The organism is Devosia equisanguinis (assembly GCF_900631955.1).
GTDB lineage: Bacteria > Pseudomonadota > Alphaproteobacteria > Rhizobiales > Devosiaceae > Devosia > Devosia equisanguinis.
This window is the reverse complement of sequence record NZ_UZWD01000033.1, coordinates 78,473-93,701: the sequence shown is the minus strand read 5'-3', so window position 1 is coordinate 93,701 and position 15,229 is coordinate 78,473. Positions and strand designations below refer to the sequence as shown.

The window sequence follows — 15,229 nt, the reverse complement described above, 5'->3', positions numbered from 1 at the left end:
CCCTTGAGGGGAGGGCCGGGGTGGGGGGCGTTTAGCGATCCACTGATGGACCCCCTCCCTCAATCCCTCCCCTCAAGGGGGAGGGAGGCGAAAGTGCCCAGAGTCCGCTCCAGTTTGAAATCATCTGGTGTTGGGGTGGGGCGGTTGTGAAAGCCCTCCTACAGCATGAAGTCGGAAAACTCGTCTTCGGCTGCTGGTTCGGCGGCGGGTTCGGGGGTGTTGGCAGCGCCGAAGAGTTGGGCGTGGGCGGCGCGGGCGGCTTCCATGGTGTAGAGGCGGCGGAGGCCGTTCATGATCGTTTCGAGCGCTTCGGAGCGATTTTCGGGTAGCGGGGCGTCGGTGAGCGCGGCGATCTGAAGGCGCACATCGTCCATGGTTTCCGACAGCGCGCCTTGACCCGCCAAAGCATTGGCGGCGCCCTGCAATTGGGCGATGACCTTTGGTCCGTCGCTGTTGAGCAGGTTGAGCGCCGCGACCATCTGCTTGTCGAGCTGGCTGAGCAGGTCGAGCGCCAGATTGGCGCGCTGTTCGAGCTGACCGACCTGGCCGGCGCCATCGCCGATGGCGGAGGCGCCGAAGGCACCGGCAAGCGCCGAGGATTCATCGAGCCGCGACATGGCGGCTTCGGCGGCGACGACGGTCTCGCTGGTCAATTCGCGCAGCTGGCTGGCGATGACGGTGAGCGAAGCGCCGCGCGGGCCGAGCTGGGCGCAGCGCACGGCGGCGTTGAGGCTGACGAGGCGCATATTGGCCTCGATTTCCTGGACGGCGTTGACGTGGCCGAGCAGGGTCTGCACGGTGTCCTGCACGGCGCGGGCAACGGTTTCGAGCTTGGCGCGCTCGGCTTCGAAATCGCGCAGGATGTCGACGGCCTTGCGCAATTGCGCGCCGAGGGCGGACATGGTCGAGCTCTTGCCCGAACCGGAGCCGTAAAGGTCCTTGCTGCGGCCCATGATGATTTCGGCATCGGCGGCGAGGGCGGCCAGGGATTGTTCGGCATCGGCCATTTCACCGGCAAAGCTCGACGAGGTATCGGCCAGTTGCGCCTGTTCGAGAGCGGAGATGGCGGCGAGCGCGTCGGCATGCTCGTCAGCCGGTAGTTGGGTGTCGAAGGTGGATTTGCCGTCGAGAATGTCGGCCAGGGCGTCGAGGCCCGCCTCGATATGCTCGATGCGCTGGCGGGTTGAATCCCCAACCTGCAGGGCCATGACGGCGCCGCCGATCCGGCCGACGATCTGGCGCGAGACGCGGCCGGTCTCGGCGCTGCCTGCGGCGGCCTGGTCGCGTTGCGCGTCGAGGGCGGCAATGGTGTCGGTGAGGCTGCCGGCGAGGCCGGACAGGGTGTGGGCATGGCTGGCTTCGAAGCGGGCGCGCTGCTGGGCGGCGCGATCCACCTCGGTGGTCAGCTGCCTATAGACCTGGGCGAATTGCTGGATGGTCTGGCTGGCCGAGTCCGAGAGCGTGGCGATGTCGGTGGTGAAGACGTCGAAATCGTCGCTGTCCCCGACAATGCCGGCGGCGGTGACGCGGGCATTGACCGAAACGATGCCCATCATCTTGACGGTGCGGCGCAGGTCGGAAATCGGGGCGCTGGCGGCGGCGACAACCTCGACCAGGCGGGCCAGGTCGGCCTTTTCCTGGGTGAAGGCGTCGGAGAGTTCACCGGCCTTGGTGGCGACCGCACGCAGGTGATCGCCGGCCGCCGAGACGGTCTCACCCTGCAGGGCCTGGGGCAAAGTATCGAAGAGCTTGGTGAGCTTGTTGAGCGTGGCCGCGCCTTCGGAAAGGCGGGCGCCGGCATCGACAAAGGCGGTTTCGATATCCTGGCGCGGCTTGGCCAGTTCGCCGGCGAGGCGGCGGATATCGGAGGGGCTCGGAATGGTGGTCATGCGTAGTCTCCCGCGGCTGCAGGTCCCTTGCGGCCGAAAGCGGTGATTTCTCCCGCCATCTTGCCCAGTGGCAGAATGCGTGCGGCGGCGCCGCGCTGAATGGCTTCCTTGGGCATGCCGAAGACCACGCTGGTTTCCTCGTCCTGGGCGATGGTGGGACTGCCCATCTGCCGCATTTCAAGGAGGCCTCGGGCACCATCGTCGCCCATGCCGGTCAGGAGCATGCCGAGAGCATTGCGGCCGGCGGACTGAGCGGTGGAGCGGAACAGCACGTCGACCGAAGGGCGGTGGCGCGAGACGTGGTGGCCCTCGATGATCTTGACGGTGTAGCGCGAGCCGTTGCGCACCAGCAGCATATGGAAATTGCCCGGGGCGATGAGGGCGCGGCCTGGCATGACCAGATCGCCGTCCTCGGCTTCCTTTACGGCGATGGCGCAGCCAGCGTCGAGCCGGCGGGCGAAGGCGGTGGTGAACTTGTCGGGCATGTGCTGGACGATGAGGATGGCCGGGCTCGCCGCGGGCAATTGTTCGAGCACTTCGCGCAGGGCCTCGGTGCCGCCGGTGGAGGCGCCGATGGCGACGATGGGGTCGGTGACAGGAAGGCGCTCGATCAGGCTCTGCCGGCGATGGTCGGAGAGCGGGGGCAGGATGGAGTCGGCATTGAGCTTGGCCTCCACCGTCATGGGCGGGGCGGCCTTCTTGATGCCGCGCAGTTTGGCATGGGCAGCGGCCTTGGCGGCGTCGCAAATCCGCATGCGCGATTCCTGGAGGAACTGGGCGGTGTCGACGCGCGGCTTGGCCACCACATCGACGGCCCCGGCCTCGAGCGCCTGCATGAAGGTGTCGGAGCCCGATTGCGCCAGGCTCGAGCAGATGACCACCGGAATGGGGCGCTGCGACATCAGCTTGCGCAGGAAAGTGAGGCCGTCCATGCGCGGCAGCTCGATATCGAGAAAGATGACATCGGGGACTTCGTGGCGGATGCGCTCCACCGCGATATAGGGGTCGGCGGCGGTGCCCATGACTTCAAGGTCGGGGTCGGAGGCGATGATGTCGCTCAGCGTCGTGCGCACCGAGGCGCTGTCGTCGACGATGAGCACGCGGATCTTGTCGCTCATGGCGGCGCCTCAAACCTTCTGGAATACGGCAGGAGCGACCTGCCGCATGGTGATGGAGGTGCCGATCATGGATTCGGAATGCCCAAGAAGTAGATAACCGCCGGGGCGCAAATGCCCGATAAGGCGGGAAATCACCGAGGATTGGTCGGCCTTGTCGAAATAGATCAGCACATTGCGCAGGAAGATGATGTCGACGTCGCGGTCGAACGGGTAGGAGCCGTCCATCAGGTTGAGGCGGCGGAACTGCACCAACCGCCGCAATTCGGGGGCAATGCGCACTTCCGGGCGGATGCCGGGCCGGCGCGAGAACATCAGATGCCGCGACTGCATGGCCTGGGGCACGGGCGCAATCTGCTCGGCCGGATAGATGGCGGCACGGCCCTGGTCGAGCACGTCGGTGGAAATGTCGGTGCCGAGCACGGCAAAGCGGAAATCGCGGCGCTGGGCGGCAAGGTCGGCCATGACCATGGCGATGGTATAGGCCTCCGCGCCGGTGGAACTGGCGGCGCTCCAGACCTTGATCAGCGGATTGCGCTCGGATTTGCGCTCGGTGATGAGGGTGGGTACGAGCAGCTTTTCCATGAGCTCGAAATGCTCGGGCTCGCGGAAGAAGTCGGTCTTGTTGGTGGTGACAGCGTTGATGAGGTAGGGCAATTCGCTCGCCAGCCCGTCCTCGCGGAACAGGTGCTTGCCATAGGCCTCGAAGCCGTCGAGGCCGAGGGCCCGCACACGCTTGCGCAGGCGGCCTTCGATCATCAGGCGCTTGGCCGGCGGCAGGCGGATGCCCACTTCCTGGCCGATCAGGGTCGCGATCTTGTTGAAGGTGACGAGGCTGAGATGATCGTCGTCGTCAGGGCGAGGCTGAAGGCGGGCAGAGAAGGGCAAAGCGAACTCCGGTACTCTTGGGGCCGGCCGGCGCGCACGCCGGCCGCTTACTCGTGAATGGATCAGGCGGCGCGACTGGCCAGCAGGGCGGAATTGCCCAGGAGGCGATCGAGGTCGAGCACGGTGACGAACTGGCCATTGCGGCGGCCAATCCCCTCGATGCAGTGATCGCTCCAACCGGCGCTGACAGAGGGCGGCGGATCGAGGTCGTCGCTGTCGAGCACCGTCACCTCGAAGACGCGATCGGCGCGCAGGCCCAGCGTCACCGGCCCTTCCGAGCCTTCGACGAGCAGCACGACGAAGCGCGTGTTCTCGGTATCGGCTGCACCGGGCATGCCCAGGGTCAGCCGCAGGTCGAGAACCGGGACGCCCTGGCCACGGACATCGATCATGCCGAGCAGATTGTCCGGGGCGCGCGGGAGCCTGGCGATGGGCCGCACGTCCAGGATTTCCTGGACGCGGGCCACCGGCGTGGCGAATATTTCATCGCCGACGCCCAGGGTCACATATTGCGAACGTTCGGCCATGAAGGGCCTCCTCAGGCGGCGCCGCGGCGCGTGAACTCGCTGTCGAGATCGTCATGCGCGTCGTCGAGATCGAGATCGAACCCGCCACCGCCGCCCGACTTGGCCTTGGACTTGGCTGCCGGCTTGCGCGGGGCCATGTGCGGGGCCTTGGCCAGGATTGCCTTGCGCATGTCGGCATTGTTGTCCTGCGCGGCAGCCTGGATGTGCTGGCCGCCCGCGTCGATGCGGAAGTAGCTGATGGCGGACTGCAGCTGTTCGGCCTGGCTGGCCAGCTCTTCGGAGGTCGCCGACATTTCCTCGGCGGCCGACGTGTTCTGCTGGGTGACCTTGTCGAGCTGCTGGATGGCGGTGTTGATCTGGGCGGCGCCGGCATTCTGCTCACGGCTGCCGGCGGAGATTTCCTCCACCAGCTCGGCGGTGCGCTGAATATCGGGCACCAGCTTGGAGAGCATTTCGCCGGCAGACTGAGCGGCCTTGACCGTGGTGCCGGAGAGCGTCGAGATTTCGGCGGCGGCAGCCTGGCTGCGTTCGGCGAGCTTGCGCACTTCGGAGGCGACGACCGCAAAGCCGCGGCCATGTTCGCCGGCACGGGCGGCTTCCACCGCGGCGTTGAGGGCGAGCAGATCGGTCTGGCGGGCGATTTCCTGCACGACCATGATCTTTTCGGCAATGGTCTGCATGGCCGAGACGGCGTTGTCGACGGCTTCGCCCGAGGCGATGGCATCGGCCGCGGACTGGCGGGCGATCTTTTCGGTCTGGGAGGCGTTGTCGGCCGACTGCTTGATGGTGGCAGCCATTTCTTCCATCGAGGCGGAGGCCTCTTCGGTCGAGGAGGCCTGTTCGGTAGCGCCCTGGCTCAGCTGTTCGGCAGTGGCCGACATTTCCTGAGAGCCGGCAGCGACGTTACGGGTGGCCGAGGTGACTTCAGCGACCACTTCGCGCAGCTTCTGGGTCATGGCGTTGAGCGCCTTGATCAGATCGCCCACTTCGTCATCGGAATTGACCTTGGCGGTGGCCGAGAGATTGCCAGCGGCGACTTCATCGGCGAGGCGGACGGCGGCGGTCATGGCGCGGGAGATCGACGTGACGATCCAGACGGCGGCAACGACGGCGATCAGCACAGATCCGGCGAGCAGGGCCAGCAGGAAGATGCGCGATTGCTCGTACATGGCATTGGCGGCGGTCACGGCCTGTTCAAGCCGGACGTCGTTGCGCTGCACGATGGTGTCGATCAGACCTGAAATCTGCTGACGCAGTGGTGCTGCCTGGGCATCATTGATCTGGCCGGTGGCGAAATCGGAACGCTGCACGGCGATTTCGTTACCGGTGTTCATGGCATCGATCAGCGCGGCCACATCGGTGCGGACCTGGTTGACGGCGGCCTGGTCGGTTGCACCTAAGAGGCGCGACAGGCGATCCAAAGCAGGGGCGAACTCGGTGGCGCCGGTCTTGAAGTCCTCGTACCATTCGTCCTGCTTTGCAGGGTTGCTCGATGCCAGGAGCACGTTGCGGTGCTGACGGAACACGTCGCTGGCCATCAGGAACAGGTCGCTGGTGGCCTGATAGGCCTGCGATGCATTGGGCTCGGCGGCGTTCATGCGCACCGCCAACTGGTCACGCAGACGTCCGAGTGAGGCCTCGAGGGCGGTGATCGCGGCGCTGCCCTGGGTGGTGGTAACAGCGAAAGCTTCGGTTTCGCTCAGCTTGAGCGATTGTTCCTGCATCAACTCTACCGCGGTGCGATAGTCGGCCATATTGTTGACGATGGTCTGCATATCGACATTGGACGCCTCGTCCGAGAAGGTGCCGAGCAGCTTCTGAGCCTGGCCGGTGATCTCGGCCAGCCGGTTGTTCATGCCGGTTATGACGCCGTTCAGTTCGGTACGGTCCTGCGATACAATGAGACGCTGGGCGTCGGCGCCCATGGCCATCATGTCGTACTGAATGTCCTTGAGTTCAAACGAACGATCGACCGGTCCGTTGATAATGGTGCCCATTTCGCTGTTGAGCGTGCCGAGATTACCCAAAGCCAGGAACATGCTGACGCCGGAGAGCGCCACGACGGTGGTGAACACCGCCGCAAGTTTTGTCTTGATAGTCAGTCTCACGATGCTGGCCTTTCTTCTGATGCTGCCGAGGACGGGCTTCTTCCGTCCGAAGTTGAGAAAATCTGTTCCATGTCGGGAATGATGATGAAGCCGCCATTGCGCTTGCCGATGCCCTTGATGAATTCGGGGCGCCAGCGCATGCCGACTTTCGGGGCCTCTTCGATGGAGGCCGGTTCGATATCGGTGACGTCGTGGACCTTGTCGGCGAGGATGCCGGCAATGGTCGGCTCCCCGTCGATATCGACTTCCATGACCACGATGCGGGTGTCCTGGTCGGGCTCGGGCCGATCCATGCCGAACATCACCCGCAGGTCGGCCAGGGGCACGACCCGGCCGCGCACATTGATGAGGCCGCCGACAAAGGCGGGCGCATTGGGCACTTCGGTGATCGGCACGAGATCGAGGATTTCGCGGACCCGACCGGCCTCGACGGCGAAGAGCTCGTCCTCGAGGCGGATGGTCAGTGCGGTCATCGGCGTTTCGGTGATGCTCATGCGGCCCTCCCGGTGATGGCGCGGTCGACATAGGACTGGCCCGAGGCCACCAGATGGGCGGTGTCGAGAATGAGGGCGACGGAGCCGTCGCCCAGGATGGTGGCGCCCGAGAAGGACTTGATCGAGGAGTGCAGCTTGGAGAGCTGCTTGATCACCGTCTGGTTGTTGCCAATGATCTGATCGACCACGAGACCCACCCGGCCCTCGCCGGAGGAGACGATCACCACCTTCTGGTGCTGCTCGGGCGGGGTATTGGTGTTGAACACCTCGCGCAGCCGCAAATAGGGCACCAGGCTCCCACGAATATCGAGGAAGTTGCGGCCCTTGGCATGAGCCTCGATGCCCTCGGGCAGTTCGACGCATTCTTCCACGGCGGCCAGCGGGATGGTGTAGCGGCCATTGCCGACCCGGACCAGCATGCCATCGATGATGGCCAGGGTGAGGGGCAGGCGCAGGGTCATGGTCGAGCCCTGTCCGGGGGTGGAGGCCACGTCGATAGTGCCGCGCAGACCGTCAATGGTGCGCTTGACCACGTCCATGCCGACGCCACGACCGGAGAGGGAGGTGACTTCCTTGGCCGTCGAAAAACCGGGCGCAAAGATCAGGTGATTGAGTTCCTGCTCGGTGAGCTTGGTCTCTGGGGTGATGAGGCCGTTTTCCTCGGCCTTGGCGCGAATACGCTCGTGGTTGAGCCCGGCGCCGTCGTCGGCGACCGAGATGGCCACTTCAGCGCCGGAATAGACGGCGGAGAGACGGACGGTGCCCTTCGGGCCCTTGCCGGCGGCAAGGCGCCTTTCTTCGTTCTCGAGTCCATGATCGACCGAATTGCGGATCAGGTGCACCAGTGGATCGGCCAGACGCTCGATCATGGTCTTGTCGAGCTCGGTTTCCTCACCGGCGGTGATGAACTCGATCGGCTTGCCCAATTCGCCCGACAGATCATGGATCAGGCGGCGGAAGCGGCTGAACAGGGTGCCTATGGGCACCATGCGGATGCCCATGGTGGTGTCGCGCAGGCCGGATGAGAGGCGTTCCAACTCCTCGGCAATGGTCTTGAGCCCGGTATCGGCGCTCTGCGCCGCGATCTGGCTCAGCCGGGCCTGGGCGATGACCAGTTCGCCGACGCGGTCCATCAACTCGTCCAGCCGTTCGGCTGGGACGCGCAGCGAGGTGGCAGCGGGACGCTCGACCTGTTCGGGCTTGTCGGCGACCGCCCGGGGCGGGGCAACCGGTTCTACAGGAGTTGGCGCCGGGGCTGCGGGCCTGGCAGCGATGGCAGGTTCGGGCGCGGCGATGGCGGGTGCGGGAGCAACGGGCGCAGCTTCGAGCGGCGTGAGCGTCAGTTCCATATTGTCGCGCAGGAACAGGAAGACGTCGTCGATGGCGCTGGTCGGGTCTTCGGCCTCGATATCGACCTGCCAGCCGATATGGGGCACTTCGACGTCGAGAATGTCGAGATCGGGCAGGCGATCGGTCAGGGCGCAGATGCTGGTGGGGCCGATCTCGGCCAGCTCGTCGAGCAGCAGCAGCGGATTGGTGCCATAGGCCAAAGCGTCGGAGGGGAGATAAAAAACCAGCCGCCAGTGCTTGGATTGCGCTGGAACGTCTGGTTCTGCAACGGCCGGCGCGGACGCGGCGTCGAGCCTGGTCGGTGCCGGAGGTGAATGGTTTTCTCCATCGACCACGGCACGCAGGGCCTCAAGGATGGCGTCGCCCCCGGCAATGACGGCGTCGGGCGCCTCGATCAGCTGGTGAATGTGGTCCTTGGCGTCGAGCGCCACCCCGATCAGCGCCTTGTTGGGGGCGCTCTGGCCCTTGCGGACCCGGTCGAAGGCGGTTTCGAACTCGTGCACGAAGGCGGCCACGGCAGTGAAGCCGAACATGGCGCCCGAGCCTTTGATGGTGTGCAGGGCGCGGAAGGTGGAATTGATCAGGTCGGAATTGCCCGGATCCTGCTCAAGGTCCAGGAGGCCGGCTTCGAGCTGATCGAGCAGCTCGCGCGCCTCCTGGCGGAAGGTTTCGGTGGGGTCGGAAATGTTCATACGCCCGTGACCTTCTTGATGATGGCCAGGAGCTGATCCTGCTTGAACGGCTTGACGATCCAGCCGGTGGCACCGGCTTCCTTGGCCTGGCGCTTGAGCTCGTCATCGGACTCGGTGGTCAAAAGGATCACCGGAATGCCCTTGCTGGCGGGATGCTGGCGATATTTGCGGACGAATTCGATGCCGTTGAGCACCGGCATGTTGAGGTCGGTGAGGACGGCATGGATGGGGTTGGCGATGGCCTTGTCATATCCCTCGGCGCCATTGGCGGCCTCGATGACCTCCATGCCCGCAGCCGTCAGCGTCATCGACACCATCTGACGGATGGAGGCGGAATCGTCGATGGTCAGGATGGTCTTGCTCATGAGGGATTGTCCGTTGGCTGATGGAGTGTGGCGGGCCAGAAGTCGGCATCGGCCTGACCGGGCGTGAGGAAGCCTCCGGCGGCGAGAACCTGCTGCAGGGGCGCGCCGACCGGCTCGAGCAAGCGCAGCGAACCGCCCGAAGCCATGGCCTTGCGTCGGGCCACCAGAAGGGTCTGTACCGTGGTGATATCGGCCGCGGTCACCGCCTGGGTGTCGACGGCGATATGCTGGTGTTGCGCGAGGGCGTCTCGCAGGCCGGTCAGCACGTCCTGTGCCGATTTGATGCCTGTGTCTGCACGAAGTACGTGCGTGTGCTGTCCCTTACCGGCCATGGGGATGACCGGGTGCGAAGTCTGATTTCGATGACATTCTGTCTCTCTACCGTGAAAGGTTTGACTGGGAACCGGTAGGTTAAAAGTTGGTTATAAAATAAGGGCGTGACTTTCCCGAGTTCCGTTCTGCGTTTTTGACCGTATTCCCATCCGGTGTATTACAATATTGGCCATCACCACTTAACCGATGGTTACGAAATTCTTCCAATCGATAAAATTGATCCGATAAATAGTACTGTTCTTTATCAAGTATTCAAATCGGTGATTTGTTTTGTGCCGGAGTCCTTTGCGAGTCGATTCAGCCCGCTGGGGAATCCTCTCGGTTTGACTCTGAGTCCTCGGCAAGGTTTTGCACGGTGACTACTTGGCTCAACACTGGCCATATGCGGCGAAGAGAGGGGTGGCTTGAATGGAAGATTGCCAATTGCGGCTCGGTTGGGTGCTCGCGGGGCAAAGCGGCAAATCGAGCGGGGCGAGGCAACACAATGACCGAAATATGTCTGTCAATGGGCAAAAAGTGCCGCCGCCACAGCTGGGGCTGCGGCGGCATGAATATTCACCAAGCGTTAGGGATAAGCGCGATGCGCGGCGTCAGCGCGGGCCGGCCATGATGTCCTGGATTTCGGACCAGCGGGCGCGAAAGGCATCGACGATGGCCGGATCGAAATGACTGCCGCTGCAGTTTACGATCTCGTCATAGGCCTTTTCGATCGGCCAGGCCTTCTTGTAGGGCCGCTCGGAGCAGAGTGCGTCGAAGACATCGGCGAGGGCGACGATGCGGGCTTCGATGGGGATGTCGTTGCCCGAGAGGCGGTCGGGGTAACCGGTGCCGTCCCAGCGCTCATGATGGCTTTGTGCAATCAGCTCGGCGGCGCGGATCAGGTCGGAACTGCCACCTTCGAGGATGCGGGCGCCGATAGAAACGTGCTCGCGCATCTTGGCCATTTCTTCGCTGGTCAGCTTGCCGGGCTTTGAGAGAATGGCGTCGGCAATGCCGATCTTGCCGATATCGTGCAGCGGCGCGGCCAGGTAGATGATGCGGCATTGCTCGGGCGAAAGGCCGATCCCCTTGGCCAGAACGCGACAGATTTGCGCAACGCGGGAGACATGCTCGCCGGTGTCGCCATCGCGATATTCGATGGCGCGGGCCAGCCGCCAGATGATTTCCTCTTCGCGGGCGACGAGATGAGCGGTGGCGCGCTCGACTTCGCGGGCCAGCCAGTTGGCGCGGTCGGCCAGTTCCACCTGGGCCCGGCGCAGGGTCAGGAGATTGGCGACGCGGGCCTGCAGCTCGGTGGTTTCGAAGGGCTTGTGCAGGAAGTCGCTGGCACCGGCCTTGATGGCGTCGATGCGCGTGGTCTTGTCGATGTCGGAGGTGATCATGATGATCGGCACCAGCCGATAGGCCGGACGGGTGCGCAGCGCCGCGGTGAAGGCGACGCCATCCATTTCGGGCATGATGTGATCGACCACCACCAGGTCGAACTGCTCGCGCTCGCACTTTTCGAGCGCGGTAAGCGGATTGAGGCAGAGCTCGATGTCGGCGTCGACGGCATCGTTGAGGATGGAGCCGATAAGCGCAAGACTGGATCGGCTATCGTCAACGACTAGCAAGCGCATTCTGGCCCCCGGCTTCTCCCCTTGCACGATAGGGTTTGGCCCTTATGCGATGCTTAACGGGGATGCGCATTCGGTGCCGTGGCTAACAGATCGGAAATGCCGCCGCATTGTCGCCGGCGGTGGTCCTCACTGCCTCGGTTCAATCGAGATAGACGCGTTCCGCATCCTCGGGTGATCGCACCGCCGCAATGTCGAGAAGGGCGATCAGCGCGTCGTCCTTTTCCAGCATGCCCCGCACCAGATGGGTGCCCGTGCCCATGGCGGCGTGGGGAATGGGGCGAATGGCTTCAGGCTTGGCGAAGACGATATCGGAGACCGAATCGACGCGCAGGCCGAGATCGGCATCGTCGCGGCTGAGGATGAGGATAACGCCGGCCTCCGGCGCTGCCTCGGGCTGGCCGATCAGCGCCGCCAGATCGAATATCGGCACGACGCGGCCGCGAATATTGAGCACGCCCATGGCCCCTGGGGCAGAAGCGGGCAGGGGCGTGGGCGGGGCCCAGCCCCTGATCTCACGCACCATGACGATATCTACCGCCATCATGCGACCGGCACAGGCAAAGGTCAGGAACTGATTGGTGCTGTCCTGAGGCGTGCTGTCTTGGGTGGCGGAGAGTGCAGGGGCCATCAGAACTCGTTCCAGTCGACAGCGACAGCGGCATTGCCTTCGCTCAGCCAGGCCTTGGCGACCGGCGCCGTTCGCGGCGTTGCCGGGACAGGCTTGCGCGGGGGCGTTGCCTTGGCGCGGGGCGCCTGCCATTGCGGGCTTTCGTCCTCGACGGTGAAGACCTCGATAACCTGGTCGAGTTCGGTGGCCTGGCTTTCCGTCTGTTCGATGGCGGCGTTGGTCTCTTCCACCAAGGCAGCGTTCTGCTGGGTCATTTCGTCCATCTGCCGCACGGCTGTGGCCACTTCGGCGATGGCGTTGGACTGTTCCTGGTTGGCTGCGGCAATGCCTTCGATCAGCGCGCTGTTTTCCTTGACGCCCCCCAGCATGGAGGCGATGCGGGTGGTGGCGTCGGAGACCAGGCGCGAGCCGTCGGAAACCTGGGTGGCGGACTGCTCGATCAACACCTTCACATCGGCCGAGGCCGAGGCCGCCGACTGCGCGAGGCGCCGCACTTCCACGGCGACCACGGCGAAGCCCTTGCCCGCGTCGCCGGCCCGTGCCGCCTCGACCGAGGCATTGAGGGCCAGAAGGTTGGTCTGGAAGGCGATGTCGTCGATTAGCCCGATAATGTTGGAAATCTTGGCGGAGGAAGCGAGGATGCGCTCCATGGCGTCATTGGCCTTGGCCATGACGGTGCCGCTGCCTTCGGCGATCTCGGAGACTGCCCTGGCCTTGGACCGGGCGGTATCGGCGCGCTTGGCATTTTCAGTGACGGTGCTGGCCAACTGGTCCATGGCGGCGCTGGTCTGCTCGATGGCTGCAGCCTGGCGAGCGGTGCGGTCGGAAAGGTCGTTGGCGCCGGAGAGGATTTCGCCCGTGGCCTTGCGCAGCGCGCTGGAGGTGATGCGGATATTGCCGACGATGTCGTTCATCCGCTCGATGGTGTGGTTGAAGGCCACGCGGATGGGGTCGAGTTCTGCGATGAACTTGTCGTCGATGCGGCTGCGCAGATCGCCATCGGCCAGCCGGGTCAGCGCCGTGCCGAGCGTGTTGACGGCCTGTTTGCGCGCGGTGATGTCGGTGGCATATTTGACCACCTTGAAAACGCGGCCATTGAGATCGAAGATCGGGTTGTAGCTGGCCTGGATCCAGACCTCGCGCCCGCCCTTGCCGAGGCGTCGATATTCCGCGGCCTGGAATTCTCCACGCGCCAGGGAGGTCCAGAAGCGTTCATAGGAAGGGGAGGCGGCTTCAGCGGGATCGACGAAGAGGCGGTGATGCCGGCCCACGATTTCGTCCGAACGATAGCCGAGCGCGTCGCAGAAATTGGCATTGGCGCCAAGGATTTCACCAGTGGGCGAAAATTCGATCACGGCCTGGGACTTGCCGATGGCGTCGAGCTGGCCCTTGCAATCGGCCGCGTCGAGCTTGGTCGCGGTGATGTCAGTGGCGAATTTGACGATTTTGGCGACCTTGCCTGCGCTGTCGAAAACCGGATTGTAGCTGGCCTGGATCCAGACCTCTCGTCCATCCTTGCCGAGGCGCTTGTATTCGGCCGCCTGATAGCGGCCGGCGCGGAGATCATCCCAGAACTTGCTGTAGTCGGCCGATGCAACCGTGGCCGGGTCGACGAAGATCTGGTGCTTCTGCCCACAGATTTCGTCCAGCGTGTAGCCGAGCAGGGTGAGGAAATTCGCATTGGCAGCCAGGATGGTGCCGTCGGCCGCAAACTCGATCACCGCCTGTGATTTCGAGATGGCCGCCAACGTCGCCCGGTCCAGTTCAGCTTCTTTGCGAGCCTTGCGATTGAGTACCGTCAAGAAGGCCATATCGTTCCCCGAAATATTTGTAGCGCAAATGCTAGCAGCGGGTGATCACCAGCTCCTTACTGAAAGCGCGCGGGCGGACGAATCCCGTGCGCTAAATCCTTTCACCGAAGTTTCAGGCAATCGATTGCGTGAAAAAACCGGTGGGACAAAAAGCGTCTCGGCCGCCGGAGCAGGGGGCGGCGCCATGCGCCTCGCCATGCTGCAATCCGGCTGTCAGGCGCTGGTGCCAACCGGGGTAACGGTGCCATCGGTCTTGCCGGCGGCGATGAGGGCGTCGATCAGCCGGTGGACTTTGAGCGCCTCCTCGCCGGTGACCCTGGGATCGCGATCCTCGCGGATGGCGGCGATGAAGTCGGCGGTGACGGCGCGGTGATAGTCGTGCGGGAAGGCCATGGGATCGGCACCGGTGCCGCCGACGGAGCGGTCGGGCTCCATGACGATCTTCTCGCCATTGTGCAGCTGCACCAGAAGCTCGCTGCCGCGCAGCATGGCGGTGCCATTGCGGGCGGTGATGATGATTTCCTCGTGGAAGCCAGGATAGGCGGCGGTGGTGGCATCAATGGTGCCGATGGCGCCATTGGCATAGCGGACGGCCGCCGCCACCATGTCCTCGGTTTCCATGCGATGGATCGGGGTGGTGGTGGCAAAGCCCTTGATCTCGGTGATCGGACCGACAAGGCTCAACATCATGTCGAGTGTATGGATGCCTTGCGACATCAGCACGCCGCCGCCGTCGCGGGCAAAGCTGCCCCGGCCGGGCTCGTCGTAGTAGCTCTGAGGACGCCACAGGCGAATGATGGTGGAGCAGCCGACGATGTCGCCCAGCGCGCCCGAGCGCAGCAGCTCGGCCAGCCGCATGCCGGCAGGACGGAAGCGATGTTGCAGCACGACGCCCAGCTTGACACCGGCCTTGCGGCAGGCGGCGACCAGCTCTTCGGCGCGGGCGGTGCTGATGTCGAGCGGCTTTTCCATCAGCACATGCTTGCCGGCCTCGGCGCAGCGTATGGCAATGTCCCTATGGGTATTGGCGGGGGTGTAGACGGCGACGGCCTCGACGCTCTTGTCTTCGAGAATGGCCTCGAGACTGTCGCAGGTGAGGAAGGGGAATTTTTCCGCAAAGGCGGCGCGGCGGGCGGCACTGGGGGCATAGGCATAGGCGACATCGACGCTATCGGCGAGGTCCACAAGGCCCTTGGCGTGGGGGGTAACGGCCATGCCGAGGCCAACAATGGCGATGCGGGTCCTGCTCACCGGATTCTTCCTTCTGCGTTAGGCGATAGAAGACCCCTTGGCCCTCCAGGCAAACTTACATACAAGATCGCGGGCAGGTTTTGCCACGAAAAATCTCGGCGCGACAGCGGCTCCGGCAGTCGCTGTTTTCGCGCTTCGGCAGTGGCCGGAAAACGGCGA

At 64.2% G+C, this 15,229-nt stretch carries 13 protein-coding genes; all 13 read right to left on the bottom strand.

The features are described from left to right. Window positions 1-158: 158 nt before the first annotated feature. The 13 genes from DEVEQU_RS13315 to DEVEQU_RS13250 all read right to left on the bottom strand — a co-directional run bounded on the left by DEVEQU_RS13315 (window position 159) and on the right by DEVEQU_RS13250 (window position 15,070). Window positions 159-1,889 carry a hypothetical protein gene (locus tag DEVEQU_RS13315; protein WP_126151083.1) on the bottom strand — a complete coding sequence of 577 codons (1,731 nt, stop codon included), beginning with the start codon at window positions 1,887-1,889 and terminating at the stop codon, window positions 159-161. Further along, complete coding sequence (locus DEVEQU_RS13310; RefSeq protein WP_126151082.1) at window positions 1,886-3,007, bottom strand: protein-glutamate methylesterase/protein-glutamine glutaminase; 1,122 nt, start codon at window positions 3,005-3,007, stop codon at window positions 1,886-1,888. The genes DEVEQU_RS13315 and DEVEQU_RS13310 overlap by 4 nt, the downstream gene beginning before the upstream one ends. Before the next feature lie 9 nt (window positions 3,008-3,016). Continuing rightward, the gene (locus DEVEQU_RS13305; protein ID WP_126151081.1) at window positions 3,017-3,892 is read right to left on the bottom strand and encodes a CheR family methyltransferase; all 876 of its coding nucleotides are present in this window, start codon (window positions 3,890-3,892) and stop codon (window positions 3,017-3,019) included. 62 nt (window positions 3,893-3,954) lie between these two features. Continuing rightward, window positions 3,955-4,419: a chemotaxis protein CheW gene (locus DEVEQU_RS13300; RefSeq protein WP_126151080.1), complete on the bottom strand. Its 465-nt coding sequence runs from the start codon at window positions 4,417-4,419 to the stop codon at window positions 3,955-3,957. Window positions 4,420-4,430: 11 nt separating this feature from the next. Beyond that, window positions 4,431-6,527: a HAMP domain-containing methyl-accepting chemotaxis protein gene (locus DEVEQU_RS13295; protein WP_164550393.1), complete on the bottom strand. Its 2,097-nt coding sequence runs from the start codon at window positions 6,525-6,527 to the stop codon at window positions 4,431-4,433. Further along, window positions 6,524-7,021, bottom strand: coding sequence for a chemotaxis protein CheW (locus DEVEQU_RS13285; RefSeq protein ID WP_223214219.1), 498 nt, complete (start codon window positions 7,019-7,021; stop codon window positions 6,524-6,526). The genes DEVEQU_RS13295 and DEVEQU_RS13285 overlap by 4 nt, the downstream gene beginning before the upstream one ends. Then, on the bottom strand, window positions 7,018-9,063 hold the full coding sequence (locus DEVEQU_RS13280; RefSeq protein ID WP_126151079.1) for a chemotaxis protein CheA: 2,046 nt from the start codon (window positions 9,061-9,063) through the stop codon (window positions 7,018-7,020). Before DEVEQU_RS13280 ends, DEVEQU_RS13285 begins: the two co-directional genes overlap by 4 nt. After that, window positions 9,060-9,428: a response regulator gene (locus tag DEVEQU_RS13275; RefSeq protein ID WP_126151078.1), complete on the bottom strand. Its 369-nt coding sequence runs from the start codon at window positions 9,426-9,428 to the stop codon at window positions 9,060-9,062. Before DEVEQU_RS13275 ends, DEVEQU_RS13280 begins: the two co-directional genes overlap by 4 nt. Continuing rightward, window positions 9,425-9,760, bottom strand: coding sequence for an STAS domain-containing protein (locus DEVEQU_RS13270; protein ID WP_126151077.1), 336 nt, complete (start codon window positions 9,758-9,760; stop codon window positions 9,425-9,427). Before DEVEQU_RS13270 ends, DEVEQU_RS13275 begins: the two co-directional genes overlap by 4 nt. Before the next feature lie 591 nt (window positions 9,761-10,351). Then, window positions 10,352-11,380, bottom strand: a complete 1,029-nt coding sequence (locus DEVEQU_RS13265; protein ID WP_126151076.1) for an HD domain-containing phosphohydrolase — start codon at window positions 11,378-11,380, stop codon at window positions 10,352-10,354. A 139-nt stretch (window positions 11,381-11,519) separates the two neighbouring features. Next, on the bottom strand, window positions 11,520-12,008 hold the full coding sequence (locus DEVEQU_RS13260) for a chemotaxis protein CheW (protein WP_126151075.1): 489 nt from the start codon (window positions 12,006-12,008) through the stop codon (window positions 11,520-11,522). Further along, window positions 12,008-13,819 carry a methyl-accepting chemotaxis protein gene (locus DEVEQU_RS13255; protein WP_126151074.1) on the bottom strand — a complete coding sequence of 604 codons (1,812 nt, stop codon included), beginning with the start codon at window positions 13,817-13,819 and terminating at the stop codon, window positions 12,008-12,010. The genes DEVEQU_RS13260 and DEVEQU_RS13255 overlap by 1 nt, the downstream gene beginning before the upstream one ends. Window positions 13,820-14,032: 213 nt before the next feature. After that, window positions 14,033-15,070, bottom strand: coding sequence for a Gfo/Idh/MocA family protein (locus tag DEVEQU_RS13250; RefSeq protein WP_126151073.1), 1,038 nt, complete (start codon window positions 15,068-15,070; stop codon window positions 14,033-14,035). Window positions 15,071-15,229 lie beyond the last annotated feature (159 nt).